Source organism: Priestia aryabhattai B8W22 (assembly GCF_000956595.1).
In the GTDB taxonomy this organism is placed as follows: domain Bacteria; phylum Bacillota; class Bacilli; order Bacillales; family Bacillaceae_H; genus Priestia; species Priestia aryabhattai.
Genome location: NZ_JYOO01000011.1, coordinates 40,734 through 60,900, shown reverse-complemented (window position 1 = coordinate 60,900; position 20,167 = coordinate 40,734). Strand labels below are relative to the sequence as shown.

Here is a 20,167-nt window from a genome sequence, read left to right as displayed (position 1 = left end):
AGACTCTGCGGTATTTTTATCATTTATAAATGTGATTGAGGTGAAAGTCCATGGTGAAGGCAGCATATCTGCATATCCCGTTTTGTCATCATATTTGTCACTATTGTGACTTTAATAAAGTGTTTTTCAAAAATCAGCCCGTTATGCCGTATTTGGAAAGCATGCGAGAAGAAATGAAACAAACAGTCGAACGTTATCCAACGACCAATTTAAACACGATATTCGTTGGGGGTGGAACGCCCACAGCCTTAGATGAACAGCAGCTGGAGTATTTTTTAGAATCTATTCGTATGTATCTTCCTTACGACGAGAAAGGTGAGTTTACATTTGAAGCGAATCCGAATGAATTGACAAAAGAAAAGCTTCAGCTTCTCCATGACTATGGCGTGAATCGTTTAAGCATTGGTGTACAAACGTTTAATGAAAGATTATTGGAGAAAATTGGACGTGTGCATTCAAATAGACAGGTATTTGATTGTGTTGAGCAAGCGAGAAAGATTGGAATGTCGAATATAAGCTTAGACTTAATTTATAGCTTGCCAGAACAAACGGTAGCTGATTTTTCTTCGACGCTTCAAACCGCTTTTTCATTAGAAGTAGAGCATATGTCTGCCTATTCGTTAATTATTGAACCTAAAACGGTATTTTATAATTTAATGAATAAAGGGAAGCTGCCGCTGCCTGCTCAAGAAGAAGAAGCAGCTATGTATGAGCTGCTTATGAAAGAAATGGACAAACAAGGTTTTCGTCAATATGAAATCAGTAATTTTGCAAAGCCAGGGTACGAGAGTATTCATAATCTAACATATTGGAACAACGACGATTATTACGGAATTGGCGCAGGTGCACATAGCTATATTGACGGAATAAGACGAGCAAATATTGGACCATTAAAAAAGTACATTGATTCAGTCGAGCAAAAAGGAAATGCATATCTGAATGAAGTGAGCGTGACCGAGGCTGAAAAAATGGAGGAAGAAATGTTTTTGGGCCTTCGTAAAACGCAAGGAGTCTCAAAAGAGGAGTTTAAGAAAAAATTCAATCGAGAATTAAAAGATGTATTTGGAGAACCTATTCGAGAATACAAAGAGAAAGGACTTTTGGGTGAAGACAATAGCTCCGTCTTTTTAACACACAATGGTCGATTTTTGGGGAATGAAGTTTTTCAAGCCTTTATTGGGATAATCTAATATCAAATCGTTGACATCGCTATAGTGATTTGGTAATTTATTATTAGATTTAGCACTCAGAGTTTTAGAGTGCTAACAGAGGTGATGAAGCGTGCTTACTGATCGACAGTTATTAATTTTACAAGTCATTATTGATGATTTCATTCGATCTGCGCAGCCGGTAGGCTCTCGAACATTATCTAAGAAAGAAGAGTTTAATTTTAGTTCGGCTACGATTCGTAATGAGATGTCAGACCTAGAAGAACTTGGATTTATTGAAAAAACTCATACTTCTTCAGGGCGCGTTCCGTCTGAGAAAGGCTATCGTTATTATGTTGATCATCTAGTGTCCCCGCAGCACTTGAAAGCAAGCGATGTTTCTACGGTGCGTTCAGTATTTGCTGAACGCATTGTAGAACTGGAGCAGCTCGTTCAAAAGTCAGCGCAAATTTTATCTGATTTAACGAGTTTAACGTCCATTGTGCTAGGGCCAAAAGCGGTCAGCCATAAGTTAAAACAGCTGCAGATTTTACCTTTAACGGCTCAGTCAGCTGTTGCGATTATTGTGACCGATACAGGACACGTTGAAAGTCGGACGATTACGCTGCCGAGCAGCATTCAACCTTCCGATATTGAAAAGATGGTTAACATTTTGAACGAAAAGCTCATCGGCGTTCGTATTACGGATTTACATGATAAAATGTACAAAGAAGTAGCGACGCTCTTAAAAAGCCATATTCAAGGGTATGAGCAGACGATGGATATACTCAATGATGCATTAAAGCTCAACATGAATGGCAAATTAGTAGTTGGCGGCAAAACGAATATGTTTGCTCAGCCGGAATTTCATGATCTTAATAAAATTCGCGGGCTGTTCAACATTATTGAACATGAACAGCAGTTTTATAAGCTGCTAAGCCCAAATGAGGCTGGCATACATGTGAAAATTGGTCATGAAAATAAGTTGAATGAAATGGTAGGGTGCAGCTTAATTACAGCTAGTTATTCTTTTGGTCACGAACAGCTTGGCACAATTGCTATACTGGGGCCGACCCGCATGGAATATGCGCGTGTGATTAGTTTGCTTACACTGCTATCATCAGATATGTCTCAAGTGTTAACAAACTTGTATAAAGAATAAAGGAATCGGGTGGAATATATTACTTCCATCCTTTCCCTGTGATAAAATAAAAATCGTTGTTTAAAATGTGAAAATGTGTGTAAACATTTAAGGGAGGTGAATGAATTGTCAAACGAAAAGCAAGTAGAAGAACAAAACGAAGAAGTGGTTGAAGAAGTTCAAACAGAAGCTGCTGAAGCAACTGAAGCTGAAGCGTCTGAGGAAGTAAACCCTCTTCAACAAGAAAATAATCAATTAAAGCAACAGCTTGAAGAAGAAGAGAATCGCTACTTACGTCTACAAGCTGATTTCGATAATTTCCGTCGTCGTTCACGTCTCGATGCAGAAGCTGCTCAAAAATACCGTGCTCAATCATTGGTTGCGGATATTTTACCAGCACTTGATAACTTTGAACGTGCATTACAAGTTAACACAGCGGACGAACAAACCAAATCTGTGCTGCAAGGTGTAGAAATGGTATACCGTCAATTGGTAGAGGCACTTCAAAAAGAAGGTGTTGAAGCAATTGAGTCAGTTGGGAAAACATTCGATCCATACGAGCATCAAGCAGTGATGCAAGTAGAAGACGGTGAATACGAACCGAACACGGTAGTAGAAGAGCTTCAAAAAGGTTACAAATTAAAAGATAAAATCATCCGCCCTGCGATGGTTAAAGTTAATCAATAACACTACATATTATGAAGGAGGTCATTGTCAATGAGTAAGATCATTGGTATCGATTTAGGTACAACTAACTCTTGTGTCGCTGTATTAGAAGGCGGCGAACCAAAAGTAATTCCAAATCCAGAAGGAAACCGTACAACGCCATCAGTTGTGGCATTCAAAAACGGTGAGCGTCAAGTTGGGGAAGTAGCGAAACGTCAAGCTATTACAAACCCTAACACAATTATTTCAGTTAAACGTCATATGGGTACAGACCATAAGGTGGAAGCTGAAGGCAAGCAATACACGCCTCAAGAAATGTCAGCTATCATTCTTCAACATTTAAAAGGTTATGCTGAAGAGTATTTAGGTGAGCCTGTAACAAAAGCTGTTATCACAGTTCCTGCTTACTTTAATGATGCTGAGCGTCAAGCAACAAAAGATGCTGGTAAAATTGCTGGTTTAGAAGTAGAGCGTATTATTAACGAGCCTACTGCAGCAGCACTTGCATACGGATTAGAAAAAACAGATGAAGATCAAACAGTTTTAGTTTATGACCTTGGTGGCGGTACGTTTGACGTATCTATTCTAGAACTTGGCGACGGCGTATTTGAAGTTCGCGCAACTGCAGGTGACAACCGCCTTGGTGGTGACGACTTTGACCAAGTAATCATCGACTATTTAGTAGCTGAATTCAAAAAAGAAAACGGCGTTGATTTAAGCAAAGATAAAATGGCGCTTCAACGTTTAAAGGATGCGGCTGAAAAAGCGAAAAAAGATTTATCAGGCGTAACATCTACGCAAATTTCTTTACCATTTATCACTGCTGGAGAAGCTGGTCCTCTTCACTTAGAGGTATCTTTATCACGTGCTAAATTTGACGAGTTATCAGCAGGTCTTGTAGAGCGTACAATGGCTCCTGTGCGTCAAGCTTTAAAAGATGCAGGTCTTTCTGCAAGCGAACTTGATAAAGTAATCTTAGTTGGTGGTTCAACTCGTATCCCAGCCGTACAAGATGCAATCAAAAAAGAAACTGGTCAAGATCCTCATAAAGGTGTAAATCCTGATGAAGTAGTTGCACTTGGTGCAGCAATTCAAGGTGGCGTATTAACTGGTGATGTAAAAGACGTTGTATTACTAGACGTAACGCCTTTATCACTAGGTATCGAAACAATGGGTGGCGTATTTACAAAGCTAATTGAGCGTAATACGACGATTCCAACAAGTAAATCACAAGTATTCTCAACGGCTGCAGATAGCCAAACGGCTGTAGATATTCACGTTCTTCAAGGTGAGCGCCCAATGTCTGCAGACAACAAAACGCTAGGACGTTTCCAATTAACAGACATTCCTCCTGCACCACGCGGAGTACCTCAAATCGAAGTATCATTCGATATTGATAAGAACGGCATCGTAAACGTTCGTGCAAAAGATTTAGGTACAAACAAAGAGCAGGCTATTACAATTAAATCTTCAACTGGTTTATCAGATGACGAAATCGACCGCATGGTAAAAGAAGCGGAAGAAAACGCAGATGCTGATAAGCAACGTAAAGAAGAAGTGGAACTACGCAACGAAGCAGATCAATTAGTGTTCACAACTGAAAAAACATTAAAAGATCTTGAAGGAAAAGTAGAAGAAGCTGAAGTAACAAAAGCTAACGAAGCAAAAGATGCTTTAAAAGCTGCGATTGAAAAGAATGACCTTGAAGAAATCAAAGCGAAAAAAGATGAACTTCAAGAAATCGTTCAAGCGTTAACTGTAAAATTGTATGAGCAAGCTCAACAAGCTCAGCAAGCAGGTGAACAAGGCGCTCAAAATGATGATGTTGTAGATGCAGAGTTTGAAGAAGTAAACGACGACAAAAAATAATGCATCTTGACGACTAACGTGAATGACGCCATGGTGCGATTCACATCTTTTTAAAAAGTCAAAGTCAAGCTTATTTCTTGGCTTTGACTTTTTTAACGTGGAAAAGCGAAAGGGAAAGTTTTTCTCTTGGCTCTCTGCGTGCATGGGAGCAATAGAAAGTAACTTTTATGTTGCTATGGAATTATTAATAATGATACAATTACGTTTATGTGAAACGATTCGGGAGTGAGTATTGATGAGTAAGCGAGATTACTATGAAGTACTCGGTATCAGTAAGAGCGCTACAAAAGATGAAATAAAAAAAGCATACCGCAAGCTTTCTAAACAATATCATCCAGATATTAACAAAGCGGAAGATGCTGCTGACAAATTTAAAGAAGTAAAAGAAGCATATGAAGTATTGAGTGATGACCAAAAAAAAGCACAATACGATCAATTTGGTCATACTGATCCAAATCAAGGCTTTGGCGGCTTTGGTGGAGGCGGCTCAGACTTTGGCGGCTTCGGCTTTGAAGATATTTTCAGCTCAATCTTTGGTGGTGGTGGTCGCAGACGTGACCCTAATGCTCCGAGACAAGGTGCCGATTTACAATATACGATGACACTTTCTTTTGAAGAAGCTGTTTTCGGAAAAGAAACAACAATTGAAATTCCACGTGAAGAAACGTGTGAAACATGTCACGGTTCAGGTGCAAAACCTGGAACAAAAGTTGATACATGTTCGCACTGTAATGGTTCAGGTCAGTTAAACGTTGAACAAAACACGCCGTTTGGCCGCGTGGTAAATCGACGTGCGTGCCATCATTGTAATGGTACGGGAAAAATCATTAAAGACAAATGTGCAACGTGCCACGGTGACGGTAAAGTAACAAAACGACGTAAAATTAATGTTAAAATTCCAGCTGGGGTAGATGATGGTCAACAGCTGCGCGTTAGTGCTCAAGGAGAACCAGGGGTAAATGGTGGTCCTCCGGGAGATTTATACGTAGTGTTCCACGTGCGCACTCATGAATTCTTTGAACGTGATGGAGACGATATCTACTGTGAAATGCCTTTAACGTTTGCTCAGGCAGCGCTAGGTGATGAAGTAGAAGTACCAACTCTACACGGCAAGGTGAAACTGAAGATTCCTGCTGGTACACAAACGGGGACGAAATTCCGTTTAAAAGGAAAAGGTGTCGCAAATGTACGTGGGTATGGTCAAGGAGATCAGCATATTCACGTTCGCGTTGTAACACCAACAAAAATATCAGAAAAACAAAAACAATTATTGCGTGAGTTCGCTGAACTGAGCGGTCAAGAAGCCGTTGATGAGCAGCATGATTCCTTTTTTGCAAAAGTAAAACGAGCAATTAAAGGAGAATAATTGTCTTTCATAGTAAACAGAGACAGGTTGGTAAAGGTACTTTGCCAACCTGTCATCTGTCATGTTCATATTTAAAATCCTATATTACTGAAGGCAGAAAGGATGAAGTTGGTAGCAATGAAATGGTCTGAAATTTGTATTCATACAGCGCAAGAAGCAATTGAACCCATCTCTCATATTTTACATGAATCAGGAGCTAGCGGGGTAGTTATTGAAGATCCTGCTGATTTAGTGAAGGACAGAGATACAACTTTTGGTGAAATCTATGATTTAAACGTAGAAGACTACCCAGAGGAAGGTGTAGTGATTAAAGCATACCTTCCAGTTAACAGCTTTTTAGCAGAAACTGTGGATGGTATCAAAAAAGAAATTAATGGACTGCTTGTTTACGACTTTGATTTAGGAGCTAACAAAGTTACGATCAGTGAAGTGAACGAGGAAGAGTGGGCCACAGCTTGGAAAAAATATTACCACCCCGTGAAAATTTCAGAGCGTTTTACGATTGTACCAACTTGGGAAAACTATGAAAAAGTAAGCACAGATGAATTGATTATCGAGCTTGATCCCGGAATGGCTTTTGGTACAGGTACGCATCCAACGACGGTTATGTCTCTTCAAGCATTGGAAAGAACAGTGAAAGCAGGAGATACCGTTATCGACGTAGGTACAGGTTCAGGAGTGCTAAGTATTGGCGCAGCTCTGTTAGGAGCAAGTAATGTACAAGCTCTAGATCTTGATGAAGTAGCCGTACGTTCTGCCCGCGAAAATATTGAACTGAATCAAGTTGGAAATATCGTAACAGTAGGTCAAAACAACTTATTGCAAGGTATAGAAGGACCGGTTGACATTGTTGTGGCGAATATTCTAGCTGAGGTAATCGTTCGTTTTGTAGACGATGCTGCAAAGGTATTAAAGCCAGGAGGCATGTTCATTACATCAGGTATTATTAGTGCGAAAAAAGAAGATGTCAAAAAAGCGTTAACGGGAGCGGGCTTTGTTATTCAAGAAGTAACGCTTATGGAAGACTGGGTAGCAATTATTGCGCAAAAACAAGCTTAACAAGTGAGAAGGTGTCAAGATGCAACGTTATTTTCTGCCAAATGATCAATTTCAAGAGCAAAGTGTCACAGTGACACAAGATGATGCCCATCATATCTCACGCGTCATGAGAATGAATGAAGGATCACAGTTTATTGCCTGTAATGAACAGGGGCAAGCTGCTTTGTGTGAAATTGAAAATATTTCCGCTAACGAAGTGAAAGCATCTATTATAGAATGGATAAGCGAAGAAAAAGAGCTTCCAGTCCATGTTACAATTGTGAACGGTCTGCCTAAAGGGGATAAGCTCGAGCTTATTATCCAAAAAGGGACAGAACTTGGGGCGTATAGGTTTATCCCTTTTATTGCGGCTCGTTCAGTTGTTAAATGGGATGATAAAAAGAGTCAAAAAAAATTAGATCGCTGGAACAAGATTGCTAAAGAGGCTGCAGAACAATCTCATCGTACGATTGTACCAGCAGTAGAAGCCCCAATTTCTTTTAAAAAACTAGTAGAAATTAGCGGTGACTATACTCATAAAGTTGTAGCCTATGAAGAAAGAGCAAAGCAAGGAGAAACATCTCATCTGCACGCTGTTCTTTCAGCTTTAAAACCCGGCAATTCCGTGCTTGTGGTTGTAGGCCCTGAAGGTGGTTTGACCGAGCAGGAAGTAGAAGTATTAGAAGAAAATGAATTTACAATAAGCGGATTTGGTCCGCGGATTTTACGAGCAGAAACAGCTCCTTTATATGCGCTGTCTGCTATATCTTATCAAACTGAGTTAATGAGGTGACGATTATGTCAACAGTTGCTTTTCACACGCTAGGGTGTAAAGTAAATCACTATGAAACAGAAGCAATTTGGCAATTGTTCAAAGGCCAAGGCTATGAGCGTGTTGAATATGAACAAACTGCCGATGTATATGTAATTAATACATGTACGGTAACAAATACAGGAGACAAAAAAAGCCGTCAAGTTATTCGCAGAGCTGTGCGAAAAAATCCAGATGCGGTTATTTGTGTAACGGGGTGTTATGCTCAAACTTCGCCAGCTGAAATTATGGCAATTCCTGGCGTTGATATCGTAGTAGGTACACAAGATCGTGTTAAGATGCTTGATTATATTGAACAATTTAAAAAAGAGCGTCAGCCGATTAACGGTGTAGGAAACATTATGAAAACACGCGTATATGAAGAGCTAGATGTACCGGCATTTACAGACCGTACGCGTGCTTCGTTAAAAATTCAAGAAGGCTGTAACAACTTCTGTACATTCTGTATTATTCCATGGGCGCGCGGTTTAATGCGATCTCGTGATCCTAAAGAAGTAGTAGCACAAGCACAGCAGCTAGTGGATGCGGGCTATAAAGAAATCGTGTTAACAGGTATTCACACTGGCGGATACGGAGAAGACATGAAAGATTACAATCTTGCCCAGCTTCTTCGCGATTTAGAATCTCAAGTAAAAGGACTAAAACGTATTCGCATTTCGTCAATCGAGGCAAGCCAAATTACGGACGAAGTGATAGAGGTACTAGATCAGTCAGAAATGGTTGTACGTCATTTGCATATTCCTCTTCAATCAGGTTCAAATACGGTATTGAAGCGCATGCGTCGTAAGTATACAATGGAGTTCTTTGGTGAGCGCTTAAACCGTCTGAAAGAAGCTCTTCCTGGATTAGCGATTACATCAGATGTGATTGTCGGGTTCCCAGGTGAGACAGAAGAAGAGTTTATGGAGACGTATAACTTTATTAAAGAGCACGGTTTTTCAGAGCTTCACGTATTCCCGTATTCTAAACGTACAGGTACGCCAGCAGCTCGTATGACCGACCAAATTGATGAAGAAGTAAAAAATCAACGTGTGCATCGTTTAATCGAACTTTCAAATCAATTGGCAAAAGAATATGCTTCAACGTTTGAAGGAGAAGTACTGGAAGTAATTCCGGAAGAAAAATATAAAGAAGACCCTGAAAGTGGTTTATACGTAGGATATACCGATAACTACTTAAAGGTAGTGTTTAAAGCTTCGGAAGAAATGGTTGGAAAGCTTGTAAAAGTTAAAATTACAAAAGCTGGATATCCTTATAATGAAGGTGAGTTTGTTCGCGTGCTAGATGAGGTTCATCTTCAAGATCAGGTGAAAATGAGCTCATAACACTTATTGGAAAGCTGCGTGTTTACGCAGCTTTTTTCATACGTATAAAACAGCTGAGCGAGTAATGTTTTATCAAGAAAGTTCATAAAATAAAGGGGGAATAACTGCATTACTTTATGTAAAGCGGTTGACCTTAAGGAATCATTATATTATAATTGCAAAAGACATGTCTAACATGTCATTTCATTATGATGTTAGTGGTTTTGTTCGGAGGGAGGGAATTAGAATGTCAAGAACAGTTGTTCGTAAAAACGAATCGCTTGAAGATGCTCTTCGTCGCTTCAAACGTTCAGTTTCAAAAACTGGTACGTTACAAGAAGCAAGAAAGCGCGAATTCTATGAAAAGCCTAGCGTAAAGCGTAAGAAGAAATCTGAAGCTGCTAGAAAACGCAAGTTCTAATAAGAGGGTGGATTTATGAGTCTTCTCGAGCGTTTAAATAGTGATATGAAACAAGCGATGAAAAACAAAGAGAAAGAGAAGCTTGGGGTCATTCGTATGGTCAAAGCATCTCTTCAAAACGAAGCCATTAAGTTAGGGACTGACCTAACTGAAGCAGACGAGTTGACGGTTATTTCTCGCGAATTCAAACAACGTAAAGACTCCCTCCATGAATTTGAGAAAGCAGGTCGTCAAGATCTTGTTGATAAAATTCATTCTGAATTAGCGGTTTTAGAAGTTTACGCTCCTAAACAGCTAACCGAAGAAGAGTTATCTGAAATTATTAAAACGACGATTGAAGAAACGCAGTCTTCCTCTAAAGCTGATATGGGGAAAGTTATGGGAGCGCTTATGCCGAAAGTAAAAGGCAAAGCGGATGGCTCTCTTGTTAATAAGCTTGTCCTTCAACACTTATCATAAAAAACACCTTACCTTGTGTAAGGTGTTTTTTATATGGATAATAATCGAACTTATGTTTTGTTTTTCGAGTGTAAAGAAGAAAATAGATAAATTTTAAAAAATTTGAAACTATTGTTAAAGTTATACGTATATACAGGTACATACTCATACTATCTATGGAAGGAGGGAAGTGTATTCGGTGAAAACCTTATTTTCTTTCGCGTGCTTTCTTATTTTAGCCACTGGGTTATTCCCCACTATTAGCACCGCTGACGTGAAGCGCGTACACGTTATTCCTGTCAATAAAACGGTAGAAAATGGATTGCTTTCTTTTTTAAACAGATCCATTGAAGATGCGGAAAATGACGGTGCAGATTTGATTATATTGGACATAGATACTCCTGGAGGAGCTGTAGATGCAGCTTCTGAAATAGCTAAAAGCTTAACCTCAACACCTATTCCTACCGCTGCTTTTGTCGATAAAAAAGCATTATCAGCCGGAGCGTATATTGCACTTAACGCCGATCAAATTTATATGACACCCGGCTCTACAATGGGATCGGCAGCTGTGATTGACCAACAGGGAAATGCAGCAGGAAAAAAAGCTCAGTCTTATTGGTTATCGGCTATGAAGAGCGCAGCAGAACAAAATAACCGAAACCCTAAATATGCAGAAGCGATGGCAAACACAAAGATGGTAATACCTGAGCTCAACTTAAAAGGAAACGAATTGCTGACGCTCACTCCGAAGCAAGCCGAGCAAGTTGGTTATTCAGAAGGAACTGTAAAAAATTTAGATGATCTCCTGAGCGTACTTGGCTATGAAGATGCTAAACTGACGTATGCAAAAATGAGTGTAAGTGAACAAATTGCTCGTTTTCTTACCCATCCTCTTGTTGTTCCCATTTTATTATCCATTGGTGCTTTAGGAATTGTAATTGAATTGTTTACGCCTTCATTTGGTATTGCGGGCTCTATTGGAGTCTCTTCGCTTCTTTTATTTTTCTATGGTCATATGGTAGCAGGATTAGCAGGAATGGAAGCCCTCGTTTTATTTATAGCAGGAATTATACTGCTTCTGTTAGAGATTGTAGTACCAGGCGGAGTTTTAGGACTGCTAGGGCTTGGAGCTATCATTTTAAGTTTTTTTATGTCAACAGATAATAATATCGAAATGGGAATTTCTCTTGTAATTGCAATAGTGGTGGCACTGGGAGGTGCATTTGTGATGATGAAATTTTTTAAAAGAAAGCTTACACCTTTCAAAAAAATGGTGCTTAATGATTCACTTAATACCGAATCTGGTTATGTATCGAATCAAAATCGTTATGAATTAATAGGAAAGCAAGGTAAAACAACAACACCGCTGCGTCCTTCAGGTACCGTGCTCATCGATGAAGAGTATGTGGATGTAGTCACTGAAGGCGGATATTTAGACAAAGATGTGTTAGTAAATATTATAAAAGTAGAGGGATCAAGGGTTGTGGTGCGGAAGCTCACAGAGCCTTTGAAAAAGGAGGACCTTAATTAATGGAAGTAGGTAGCGTATTGTTTTTTGTAGTTATTGGTCTAGCAATTATTGCTTTAGCTGTTTTTTTCACTTTTGTACCGATTATGCTATGGATCTCAGCATTAGCAGCAGGCGTTCGTATTAGTATTTTCACACTGGTCGGAATGAGACTTCGTCGAGTGATACCATCTCGCGTTGTGAACCCGTTAATTAAAGCAAGTAAAGCAGGTTTAGGCATTACCATTAATCAGTTAGAAAGCCACTATTTAGCAGGCGGTAACGTTGACCGCGTGGTAAATGCGTTGATTGCAGCGCACAGAGCAAATATTGAGTTAACATTTGAGCGCGGAGCAGCTATCGACTTAGCAGGCCGTGATGTGTTAGAAGCTGTACAAATGAGCGTTAATCCAAAAGTTATTGAAACACCTTTTATTGCAGGGGTGGCTATGGATGGAATCGAAGTCAAAGCAAAAGCTCGAATTACCGTTCGTGCAAACATTGATCGACTAGTAGGGGGAGCTGGAGAAGAAACGATTATTGCCCGTGTTGGCGAGGGGATTGTTTCTACAATCGGTTCACAAAAAGATCACAAAAAAGTATTGGAAAATCCTGATATGATTTCTCAAACAGTTTTAGGAAAAGGGTTGGATTCCGGAACAGCATTTGAAATCTTATCCATCGATATTGCTGATATCGATATTGGTAAAAATATTGGGGCAGTTCTTCAAACAGACCAGGCGGAAGCAGACAAAAATATTGCACAAGCAAAAGCCGAAGAACGTCGCGCTATGGCCGTTGCTCAAGAACAAGAAATGCGTGCAAAAGTAGAAGAAATGCGTGCAAAAGTAGTAGAAGCAGAAGCAGAAGTACCATTAGCGATGGCAGAAGCACTGCGCTCTGGCAATATTGGCGTCATGGATTATATGAATATTCAAAACTTGACTGCTGATACGGATATGCGTGATTCAATTGGAAAAATGTCTAAAGAAGACGATGAGAAATAATGAATCAGTTTAACAAGGAGGTTTTCTCCTAATGAATATTGTTGAAACGCTTATTAAACTAATTATTAATAATGCTTTCATTTTTGTCATCATTGGAGGGATTATTTTTAATGTTGTGCAGCGTTTTATGGCTCAGTCAAAAGAGGAAGAGCAGCAGCGTTCTAAAAGAGCTCCTATGCCTCCTGTAAACAATCCTTCAAGACGGGAAAGGCCTAGATATCGTCCTGTCAAAGAAGAGCCCAAAACAGCTCGTATGGAGCCGGAAACTGTTCCTTCAGCAGAAACAAATCCTTTGCAAGAAAAACTGGAAGAACTGAAAAACCGTTCGTATCATGAACCGTCTATTCAAAAGAAAATCACAGTTGAAAAGCCAAAAATCACGGGTGAGAAAAACGTTTTTCAGCCCATTTCTCGTAAAGAAGCTGTTCAAGGAGTGATATGGTCCGAAATTCTAGGGCCGCCAAAATCGAAACAACGTAAATATAAACGATAAATAGATGTGATACATTAACCCCCTTTCTCATAAACATGAGATGAAAGGGGGTTCTTTTTATGAGCAAAAAGTGGAGACACCAAATGAAAAGATGGATGACAAAAACAATGGAACTACCCGCTGATGTATTAATGGATCTTCCCCGTATTACGTTAGTTGGACAAATACACATTTATATTGAAAATCATAAAGGTTTATTAGCCTTTTCTGATACTGAAATACGCGTGTTACTAAAACAGGGACAAATGTTAATTCGAGGTGAAGGACTGGTCATTAAAGTAATACTGCCGGAAGAACTGGTTTTAGAAGGTAAAATCAATCAAGTTCTTTATTTAGAACAATAACACAAGGAGGAAAAAAATGAAGAATGGATGGACAAACTTTGTTATTGGTACCGTACGTATTCGAATTGTTGGAAAAGGAATTGAACGTTTTTTAAATAATTGTGTGAGACAACAGATTATGATTTCGAATGTCCATAAAGTTGACGGTCAGCTAGCGACAGCAACGATATTATTGAAAGATGTAAAGAAAATTCGTATACTAATTCGCAACGCAGACTGTAAAATTTATTTTATAAGAGGCCGAGGTTTTCCTTTTTTAACAAAACGAGTGATCAAAAATAGTGGGTTTGCTTTAGGTTTTCTTTCTTTTTTTATTATTCTTGGTTTGCTTTCCAACATGGTGTGGAAAGTGGAAATTAGCGGTGCAGAACCACAAACAGAACATCAAATGACTAAGCAGCTAGCCAAAATAGGTGTAAAAAGAGGAGAGTTTCAATTTCTGTTAGAGAGTCCTGAAAAAATTCAGCGCTATTTAACGGATAATATGAACAATATTACCTGGGTGGGAGTAGAAGTGCGCGGCACTTCTTATCACTTCCAAGTGGTTGAAAAAAATGAGCCCAAGCCTCAGCAAAAAACACCTTACCAACATTTAATTGCTAAAAAGAAAGCCATTATTACGAATTTGTTTGTCGAAAAAGGACAACCTTTAGTCAAGGTTAACGATTTTGTCAATGAAGGCGAGGTCTTAGTTTCCGGTATTATTGGAAACGAAAAAATAAAAAAGTAGTAGCTGCTAAAGGGAAAGTCTACGGTGAAACATGGTATAAGTCTGAGGTGAAAGTACCTTTAAAAACTGATTTTCAGGTATTAACGGGTAATGGATATACGAAGCACTATTTAGATTTTCAAGCTTTTAAAATGCCTCTTTGGGCTTTTAACAAAGAGAAATACGGCTCAAAGGTGACAGAAAAAGTGGAGCATCCACTCTATTTTTTTAAATGGAAATTACCTCTGTCGTATGAGAAAGTTGCTGTACGAGAAGAACAGAACTCGCAGCGCGTCTATTCTAAACAAGAGGCGGTGGAAAAAGCTTTGGAAATCGGTCGAAAAAAATTACTATCAACTTTAGGTGAGGATGCTAAAATAAAAGGTGAAAAAGTTTTGCACCAAGAACAGGACAATGGTAAAGTTAGATTATCAATACATTACCAAGTTATAGAAAATATTGCGAACACTCAACCAATTATTCAAGGAGATTGATGAATGTCAGAACAGCTAGTAACAATTAACGTACAACTTGATGATTCAAACGAAGCCATTTCATTATTTGGCGTACAAGATGCGAATTTAAAGCGAATTGAAGAAGAAATGCAGGTCTCGATCATTTCAAGAGGTGAGACTGTTGTAGTCTCCGGAAGTACAGAAAATGTTCAGCTAGTGGAAGAAATGCTTAAAAAGTTACTGAACATTATCCGAAAAAATATTTCCATATCTGAACGAGATGTTGTGTATGCGATTCAATTAGCTAAGAAAAATTCTCTTGAGTTTTTTGAAGATGTATATGAAGAAGAGATTGGTAAAAATGTAAAAGGTAAGACTATTCGTGTTAAGACATTAGGACAAAGTCAATACATTTCTGCTATTAAGAAAAATGATTTGGTATTTGGAATTGGGCCTGCTGGTACGGGTAAAACGTATTTAGCCGTTGTCATGGCTGTTAATGCTCTTAAAAATGGTCACGTACAGCGTATTATTTTAACACGTCCTGCTGTTGAAGCAGGTGAAAGTCTTGGCTTCTTGCCAGGAGATTTGAAAGAAAAAGTAGATCCGTATTTGCGGCCTCTGTACGATGCATTACATGATGTATTAGGAACAGAACATACGCAACGCCTAATCGAACGCGGAGTTATTGAAATAGCACCCCTTGCTTATATGCGAGGTCGTACATTAGATGATGCGTTTGTTATCTTAGACGAAGCACAAAACACCACGATGGCGCAAATGAAGATGTTTTTAACACGACTAGGATTTGGGTCTAAAATGGTGATTACAGGAGATATTTCACAAATTGATTTACCAAAAGGAGCTCAGTCTGGTCTAGCGGCTGTCTCGAAAATCCTGACCAATGTTAAAGGTATTTCGTTTGTTCATCTAGAACAGTCAGATGTTGTGCGCCATCCACTTGTGGGACGCATCATTCAAGCGTACGAACACGCTGACCAAAAGACCCTTTCTTAATAGGGTCTATTTTTTGTAAAAGGGGGTACGTTTGTGTCAACGTTTCGGATAATCAAGCAAACAATGGCACAGATCGAGCGATTACGGTTAATTCAAATTGGGTTATATGCCTTGTTAGGTATAATGATGTTTGCGTCTATGTATAGCAATGTAAAGCCGCAGGAATTAGATCTTAGACTACTGTCTATTTCCCCGCAAACCATTTACTCACCCGTTACCATTGAAGATAAAGAGAGTACAGAGAAAAAACGGGCAGAGGCAGAACAAGCCGTTGAAGATGTGTATACACAAAAAACAGAATACGCACAGAACCAAGTCGATCTTGTTGCATCTATTTTTGATGCGATGATGGAAGTTAATACAGAATATGAAAAAGAAGATCATGAAGATGACAGTATAGATGCCGTATTAAAAACTAAACAAAAAATGCTAGAGGACAAGCTTCCTGAAGATATTCAAAAAAACTTGCCAAAAGATACTATTAAGCAGCTTCTTCAGTCTTCTAACAGTGATTTATCGATTGCGAAAGACGCTGTAGTCACAGCCGTTCATCATGTGATGAAAGATCAAGTGAAGATTAGCGATGTAGAAGAGAAAAAAGACCAGGTAGAAGGTCAGCTTGTTTACACCAATGTCAGCAACTCCCTAAAGGATTCAATGAATGCCATTGCGAAATTTGCTATTATTCCAAATGTGATTTATGATCCCAAAAAAACAGCTGAAAACCGTCAAGCAGCTGTGGAAAAAGTGGAGCCTGTTCGAATCAAACAAGGCCAGATTATTGTAGAAGAAAATCAGCTTATTAATCCTGATATATATCGTCAGCTCCAGCTCGCGGGATTGTTGAATAACAAAGGATCTATTCAGCCTTTTGCGGGATTAGCTTTGCTGATTGTGATGATGATAGCCGGCCTCATTTACTATTTGCGTGAATTTCACACCAAGACATATCAGCCCTTGCTGTTGTACGTATTGGTAGCAACCATTACGATTGGCCTCATGAAAATCTTAAGCTTGTTTCAGCAAATTGATTTATCGGAAATTGGTTTCTTAGCTCCTGTTGCGGTGGGAGGTTTGCTGATTCGAATTTTAATGGATGAACGCATTGCTATTTTATCAAGCATTGTATTTGCTATTTGTGGAAGCATTATTTTTAATGGTGAATTGACAACCTCGTTTAATATGAACATTGGGATCTACTTTTTAATTAGCAATATTGCTGCTATTTTATTTTTAAGCAGGCAGCACAGGCGTTCACGGATTTTGCAGGCAGGTCTATTTGTGGCCATGGTAAACGTAATTATTAGCTTTGCTATTATTTTTATTAAAAATGGCCAAATTGGTACTGTAGAGCTTGGCTATTACAGCATGATGTCAATTGCATCTGGTGTTATTGCTTCCGTTTTAACTATAGGTTTGCTTCCGTTTTTTGAAAGTGGATTTGGCATTTTATCTACGATGAAGCTGATTGAATTATCGAGTCCTAATCATCCGCTATTACGTAAAATTTTAACCGAAACACCGGGAACGTATCATCACAGTGTAATGGTGGCAAACTTATCTGAAGCGGCGTGCGAAACGATAGGAGCTAATGGTTTATTAGCGAGAGTGGGGGCTTATTACCACGATATTGGTAAAACGAAGCGACCGCAGTATTTTATTGAAAATCAAATGAATATTACCAATCCGCATGATAAACTAAGTCCGAAGACTAGTAAAAATATTATAATCGCACATGCTACAGATGGAGCTACCATTTTGCGAAATCACAAGTTTCCAAAAGAGATTGTAGATATTGCAGAGCAGCATCACGGAACGACCCTGCTTAAGTTTTTCTATCATAAGGCACTTGAACAAACAGAAGAAAAAATTGATGAAAAAGAATATCGCTATCCTGGACCAAAGCCTCAGTCAAAAGAAGCAGCGGTTATTTGCATAGCTGATAGTGTAGAAGCAGCCGTAAGGTCAATGTCCAATCCAACTCCGGAAAAGATTGAGAACTTGGTGCGAAATATTATTAAAGATCGCTTGCAGGATGAGCAGCTTAGCGAGTGTAACGTAACGCTCAAAGAGCTAGAGTTAATTCGCCAAGCACTATGTGAAACTTTAAATGGGATTTTTCATTCCCGAATTGAATATCCAGAGATAAAAAAAGAGAAGGTGAAGGTATGAGTTTAGTTATTGATTTTGTTGATGAAACAAACGAAGTGAGTAAAGAGCAGCAAAAAGAGCTTGAGCAGCTGCTTGAAGCCGCTGCTATATATGAAAATCTGCAAGAGGATGCAGAAGTATCCGTTACATTTGTGGATAATGATCGAATTCAAGAAATCAATCATCAATACCGCCATAAAAATCAGCCAACGGATGTAATATCGTTTGCGCTAGAAGAAATGGGCGAAGATGAAATGCAAATTATCGGAGATGAGATGCCAAGAGTCCTAGGGGACATTGTCATTTCGATTCCAAAAGCTCATGAGCAAGCAGAAGAATACAACCACTCGTTTATGAGGGAGCTAGGCTTCTTAACGGTTCACGGTTTCTTGCACTTGCTTGGATATGACCATGAAACATCAGAAGATGAAAAAGAGATGTTTACACGTCAAAAAGATATTTTAGAACAATATGGACTCTCGCGATAAAAAAGGGATAGCTAAAGTTGTCAGTAGCTTTGGTTATGCAATAGAAGGGTTTCTCTATGTTTGTAAAACACAGAGAAATATGCAAATTCACGTAGCAGCTTCTTTCATCGTCCTTCTCTTGGGCGCCGTGCTGTCAATTACAGCTGGTGAATGGACGGTTGTGCTGCTTCTGATTGCAGGCATGTTCAGCTTAGAGTTAATGAATACAGCGGTTGAAAAAGTTGTCGATTTAGTTTCTCCTGAATATCACATACTAGCAAAACACGCAAAAGATGCAGCCGCAGCCGCGGTGTTGGTCTATGCGTGTTTTGCTGTCCTTATAGGAGGAATTATTTTCTTAAAGTATTTGTTTTAAAAAGGATTCTTTTTGGTTCTTTACACCCCCGTGGTATAATAAAAAAGGACAAGTTAAAAGACATGTAGAAGCGCAAAAGGAGAGCGAATAAATGGATAAGACCGGACTGATTGATGAGGCGAAAAAAGCTCGTGAAATGGCTTATGTACCGTATTCAAAATTTAAAGTTGGTGCAGCTTTATTGACGAAAGATGGAAAGGTTTATCGCGGCTGCAATATTGAAAATGCAGCTTATAGCATGTGCAATTGTGCTGAGCGTACGGCTTTATTTAAAGCCTATTCAGAAGGAGATAAAGAGTATGCAGCACTTGCTGTAGTAGCTGATACTGATCGTCCTGTTTCTCCGTGTGGAGCATGCAGACAAGTAATCTCTGAGCTTTGTCCAAAAGAAATGAAAGTTATATTAACCAATTTAAAAAATGACATACAAGAACTAACTGTGGAAGAATTACTTCCAGGAGCATTTTCATCGGAGGATTTACATGAGTAATAATGAATTTAAGTCAGGTTTTGTTTCAATTATTGGAAGACCAAACGTAGGGAAATCAACTTTTTTGAACCGAGTAATTGGTCAAAAGATTGCGATTATGAGTGACAAACCGCAAACAACTAGAAATAAAATTCAGGGTGTATACACGGAAGATCAGGCGCAAATTGTGTTTATTGATACACCAGGAATTCATAAACCAAAGCATAAATTAGGCGACTTTATGATGAAGGTAGCGCAAAATACGCTTAAAGAAGTAGATTTAATTTTATTTATGATTAACGCAACAGAAGGCTTAGGTCGAGGCGATGAATTTATTATCGAGCGTTTAAAGGATACAAAAACGCCTGTTTTCCTTGTGATTAATAAAATTGATGAAATTCATCCAGACGAATTGTTTTCAATTATCACGAATTATAAAGACTTATATCCTTTTGCTGAAATTGTGCCGATTTCAGCTTTACAAGGAAATAACGTGGAGCGTTTGCTTGATCAAATCAAGCAGCGATTGCCGGAAGGTCCGCAATATTACCCGGCAGATCAGGTAACAGATCACCCAGAGCGCTTTATTGTTACGGAATTAATTCGTGAAAAAGTGCTGCATGCAACGAGGGAAGAAATACCTCATTCTATTGCCGTTGTGATGGATTCTATGCAAAGACGAGATAATGGCGCTGTTTACGTCGGGGCTACAATTATCGTCGAAAGAGATTCACAAAAAGGCATCGTAATTGGAAAGCAAGGAAAGATGTTAAAAGAGGTAGGAAGAAAAGCAAGAGCAGACATTGAAGCCCTTTTAGGTTCAAAAGTATTTTTAGAACTATGGGTAAAAGTGCAAAAAGATTGGCGGAACCGAGCGTCACATCTCCGTGACTTTGGATTTAGAGAAGACGAATATTAATCATTTGAGTTCTTGTTTGCGTCGATTTAT

20 protein-coding genes and 1 pseudogene are annotated in these 20,167 nt (G+C 38.9%); all 21 read left to right on the top strand.

Translation table 11 applies throughout. The annotated features are described in order from the left end of the window. Positions 1-50 precede the first annotated feature (50 nt). The 21 genes and pseudogenes from hemW (at position 51) to era (ending at position 20,137) form a co-directional block, all read left to right on the top strand. On the top strand, positions 51-1,190 hold the full coding sequence (hemW, locus tag N178_RS10630) for a radical SAM family heme chaperone HemW (protein WP_045292086.1): 1,140 nt from the start codon (positions 51-53) through the stop codon (positions 1,188-1,190). 91 nt (positions 1,191-1,281) lie between these two features. Next, positions 1,282-2,310 (top strand): heat-inducible transcriptional repressor HrcA, encoded by a 1,029-nt coding sequence (gene hrcA, locus N178_RS10625; RefSeq protein WP_013059244.1) that lies wholly within the window; start codon positions 1,282-1,284, stop codon positions 2,308-2,310. Positions 2,311-2,415: 105 nt separating this feature from the next. After that, the gene (grpE, locus tag N178_RS10620; protein ID WP_045292085.1) at positions 2,416-2,976 is read left to right on the top strand and encodes a nucleotide exchange factor GrpE; all 561 of its coding nucleotides are present in this window, start codon (positions 2,416-2,418) and stop codon (positions 2,974-2,976) included. Positions 2,977-3,006: 30 nt separating this feature from the next. Next, positions 3,007-4,824, top strand: a complete 1,818-nt coding sequence (dnaK, locus tag N178_RS10615) for a molecular chaperone DnaK (protein ID WP_013059242.1) — start codon at positions 3,007-3,009, stop codon at positions 4,822-4,824. 235 nt (positions 4,825-5,059) lie between these two features. After that, the gene (gene dnaJ / locus N178_RS10610) at positions 5,060-6,190 is read left to right on the top strand and encodes a molecular chaperone DnaJ (RefSeq protein ID WP_013059241.1); all 1,131 of its coding nucleotides are present in this window, start codon (positions 5,060-5,062) and stop codon (positions 6,188-6,190) included. 117 nt (positions 6,191-6,307) lie between these two features. Beyond that, entirely contained in the window at positions 6,308-7,249 is a 942-nt protein-coding gene (prmA, locus tag N178_RS10605; protein WP_028411654.1) for a 50S ribosomal protein L11 methyltransferase, read from the top strand. Positions 7,250-7,268: 19 nt separating this feature from the next. Continuing rightward, positions 7,269-8,021, top strand: a complete 753-nt coding sequence (locus N178_RS10600) for a 16S rRNA (uracil(1498)-N(3))-methyltransferase (RefSeq protein WP_045292084.1) — start codon at positions 7,269-7,271, stop codon at positions 8,019-8,021. A 5-nt stretch (positions 8,022-8,026) separates the two neighbouring features. Beyond that, on the top strand, positions 8,027-9,385 hold the full coding sequence (gene mtaB, locus N178_RS10595) for a tRNA (N(6)-L-threonylcarbamoyladenosine(37)-C(2))-methylthiotransferase MtaB (protein WP_045292083.1): 1,359 nt from the start codon (positions 8,027-8,029) through the stop codon (positions 9,383-9,385). A 226-nt stretch (positions 9,386-9,611) separates the two neighbouring features. Next, positions 9,612-9,785, top strand: a complete 174-nt coding sequence (rpsU, locus tag N178_RS10590; RefSeq protein WP_013059237.1) for a 30S ribosomal protein S21 — start codon at positions 9,612-9,614, stop codon at positions 9,783-9,785. A gap of 15 nt (positions 9,786-9,800) precedes the next feature. Then, positions 9,801-10,244, top strand: a complete 444-nt coding sequence (locus tag N178_RS10585; RefSeq protein ID WP_013059236.1) for a GatB/YqeY domain-containing protein — start codon at positions 9,801-9,803, stop codon at positions 10,242-10,244. Between the two features lie 178 nt (positions 10,245-10,422). Then, on the top strand, positions 10,423-11,754 hold the full coding sequence (locus N178_RS10580; RefSeq protein WP_045292082.1) for an NfeD family protein: 1,332 nt from the start codon (positions 10,423-10,425) through the stop codon (positions 11,752-11,754). Continuing rightward, positions 11,754-12,737, top strand: a complete 984-nt coding sequence (floA, locus tag N178_RS10575; RefSeq protein ID WP_013059234.1) for a flotillin-like protein FloA — start codon at positions 11,754-11,756, stop codon at positions 12,735-12,737. Before N178_RS10580 ends, floA begins: the two co-directional genes overlap by 1 nt. Before the next feature lie 31 nt (positions 12,738-12,768). After that, positions 12,769-13,230 carry a hypothetical protein gene (locus tag N178_RS10570; protein ID WP_045292081.1) on the top strand — a complete coding sequence of 154 codons (462 nt, stop codon included), beginning with the start codon at positions 12,769-12,771 and terminating at the stop codon, positions 13,228-13,230. Between the two features lie 59 nt (positions 13,231-13,289). Continuing rightward, positions 13,290-13,574: a sporulation protein YqfC gene (yqfC, locus tag N178_RS10565; protein WP_013059232.1), complete on the top strand. Its 285-nt coding sequence runs from the start codon at positions 13,290-13,292 to the stop codon at positions 13,572-13,574. Between the two features lie 16 nt (positions 13,575-13,590). Further along, positions 13,591-14,777: pseudogene (gene yqfD, locus N178_RS10560) on the top strand (sporulation protein YqfD). 3 nt (positions 14,778-14,780) lie between these two features. Beyond that, complete coding sequence (locus tag N178_RS10555) at positions 14,781-15,755, top strand: PhoH family protein (RefSeq protein WP_045292080.1); 975 nt, start codon at positions 14,781-14,783, stop codon at positions 15,753-15,755. Positions 15,756-15,818: 63 nt separating this feature from the next. After that, the gene (locus N178_RS10550; RefSeq protein WP_045292157.1) at positions 15,819-17,927 is read left to right on the top strand and encodes an HD family phosphohydrolase; all 2,109 of its coding nucleotides are present in this window, start codon (positions 15,819-15,821) and stop codon (positions 17,925-17,927) included. Beyond that, positions 17,924-18,394 carry an rRNA maturation RNase YbeY gene (ybeY, locus tag N178_RS10545; RefSeq protein WP_045292079.1) on the top strand — a complete coding sequence of 157 codons (471 nt, stop codon included), beginning with the start codon at positions 17,924-17,926 and terminating at the stop codon, positions 18,392-18,394. The genes N178_RS10550 and ybeY overlap by 4 nt, the downstream gene beginning before the upstream one ends. Next, on the top strand, positions 18,378-18,749 hold the full coding sequence (locus N178_RS10540; protein WP_016765589.1) for a diacylglycerol kinase family protein: 372 nt from the start codon (positions 18,378-18,380) through the stop codon (positions 18,747-18,749). Before ybeY ends, N178_RS10540 begins: the two co-directional genes overlap by 17 nt. A gap of 91 nt (positions 18,750-18,840) precedes the next feature. Further along, a complete protein-coding gene (locus N178_RS10535; protein WP_013059226.1) occupies positions 18,841-19,239 on the top strand; it encodes a cytidine deaminase in 399 nt (132 codons plus the stop codon). Then, positions 19,232-20,137: a GTPase Era gene (era, locus tag N178_RS10530; RefSeq protein WP_045292078.1), complete on the top strand. Its 906-nt coding sequence runs from the start codon at positions 19,232-19,234 to the stop codon at positions 20,135-20,137. The genes N178_RS10535 and era overlap by 8 nt, the downstream gene beginning before the upstream one ends. Positions 20,138-20,167 lie beyond the last annotated feature (30 nt).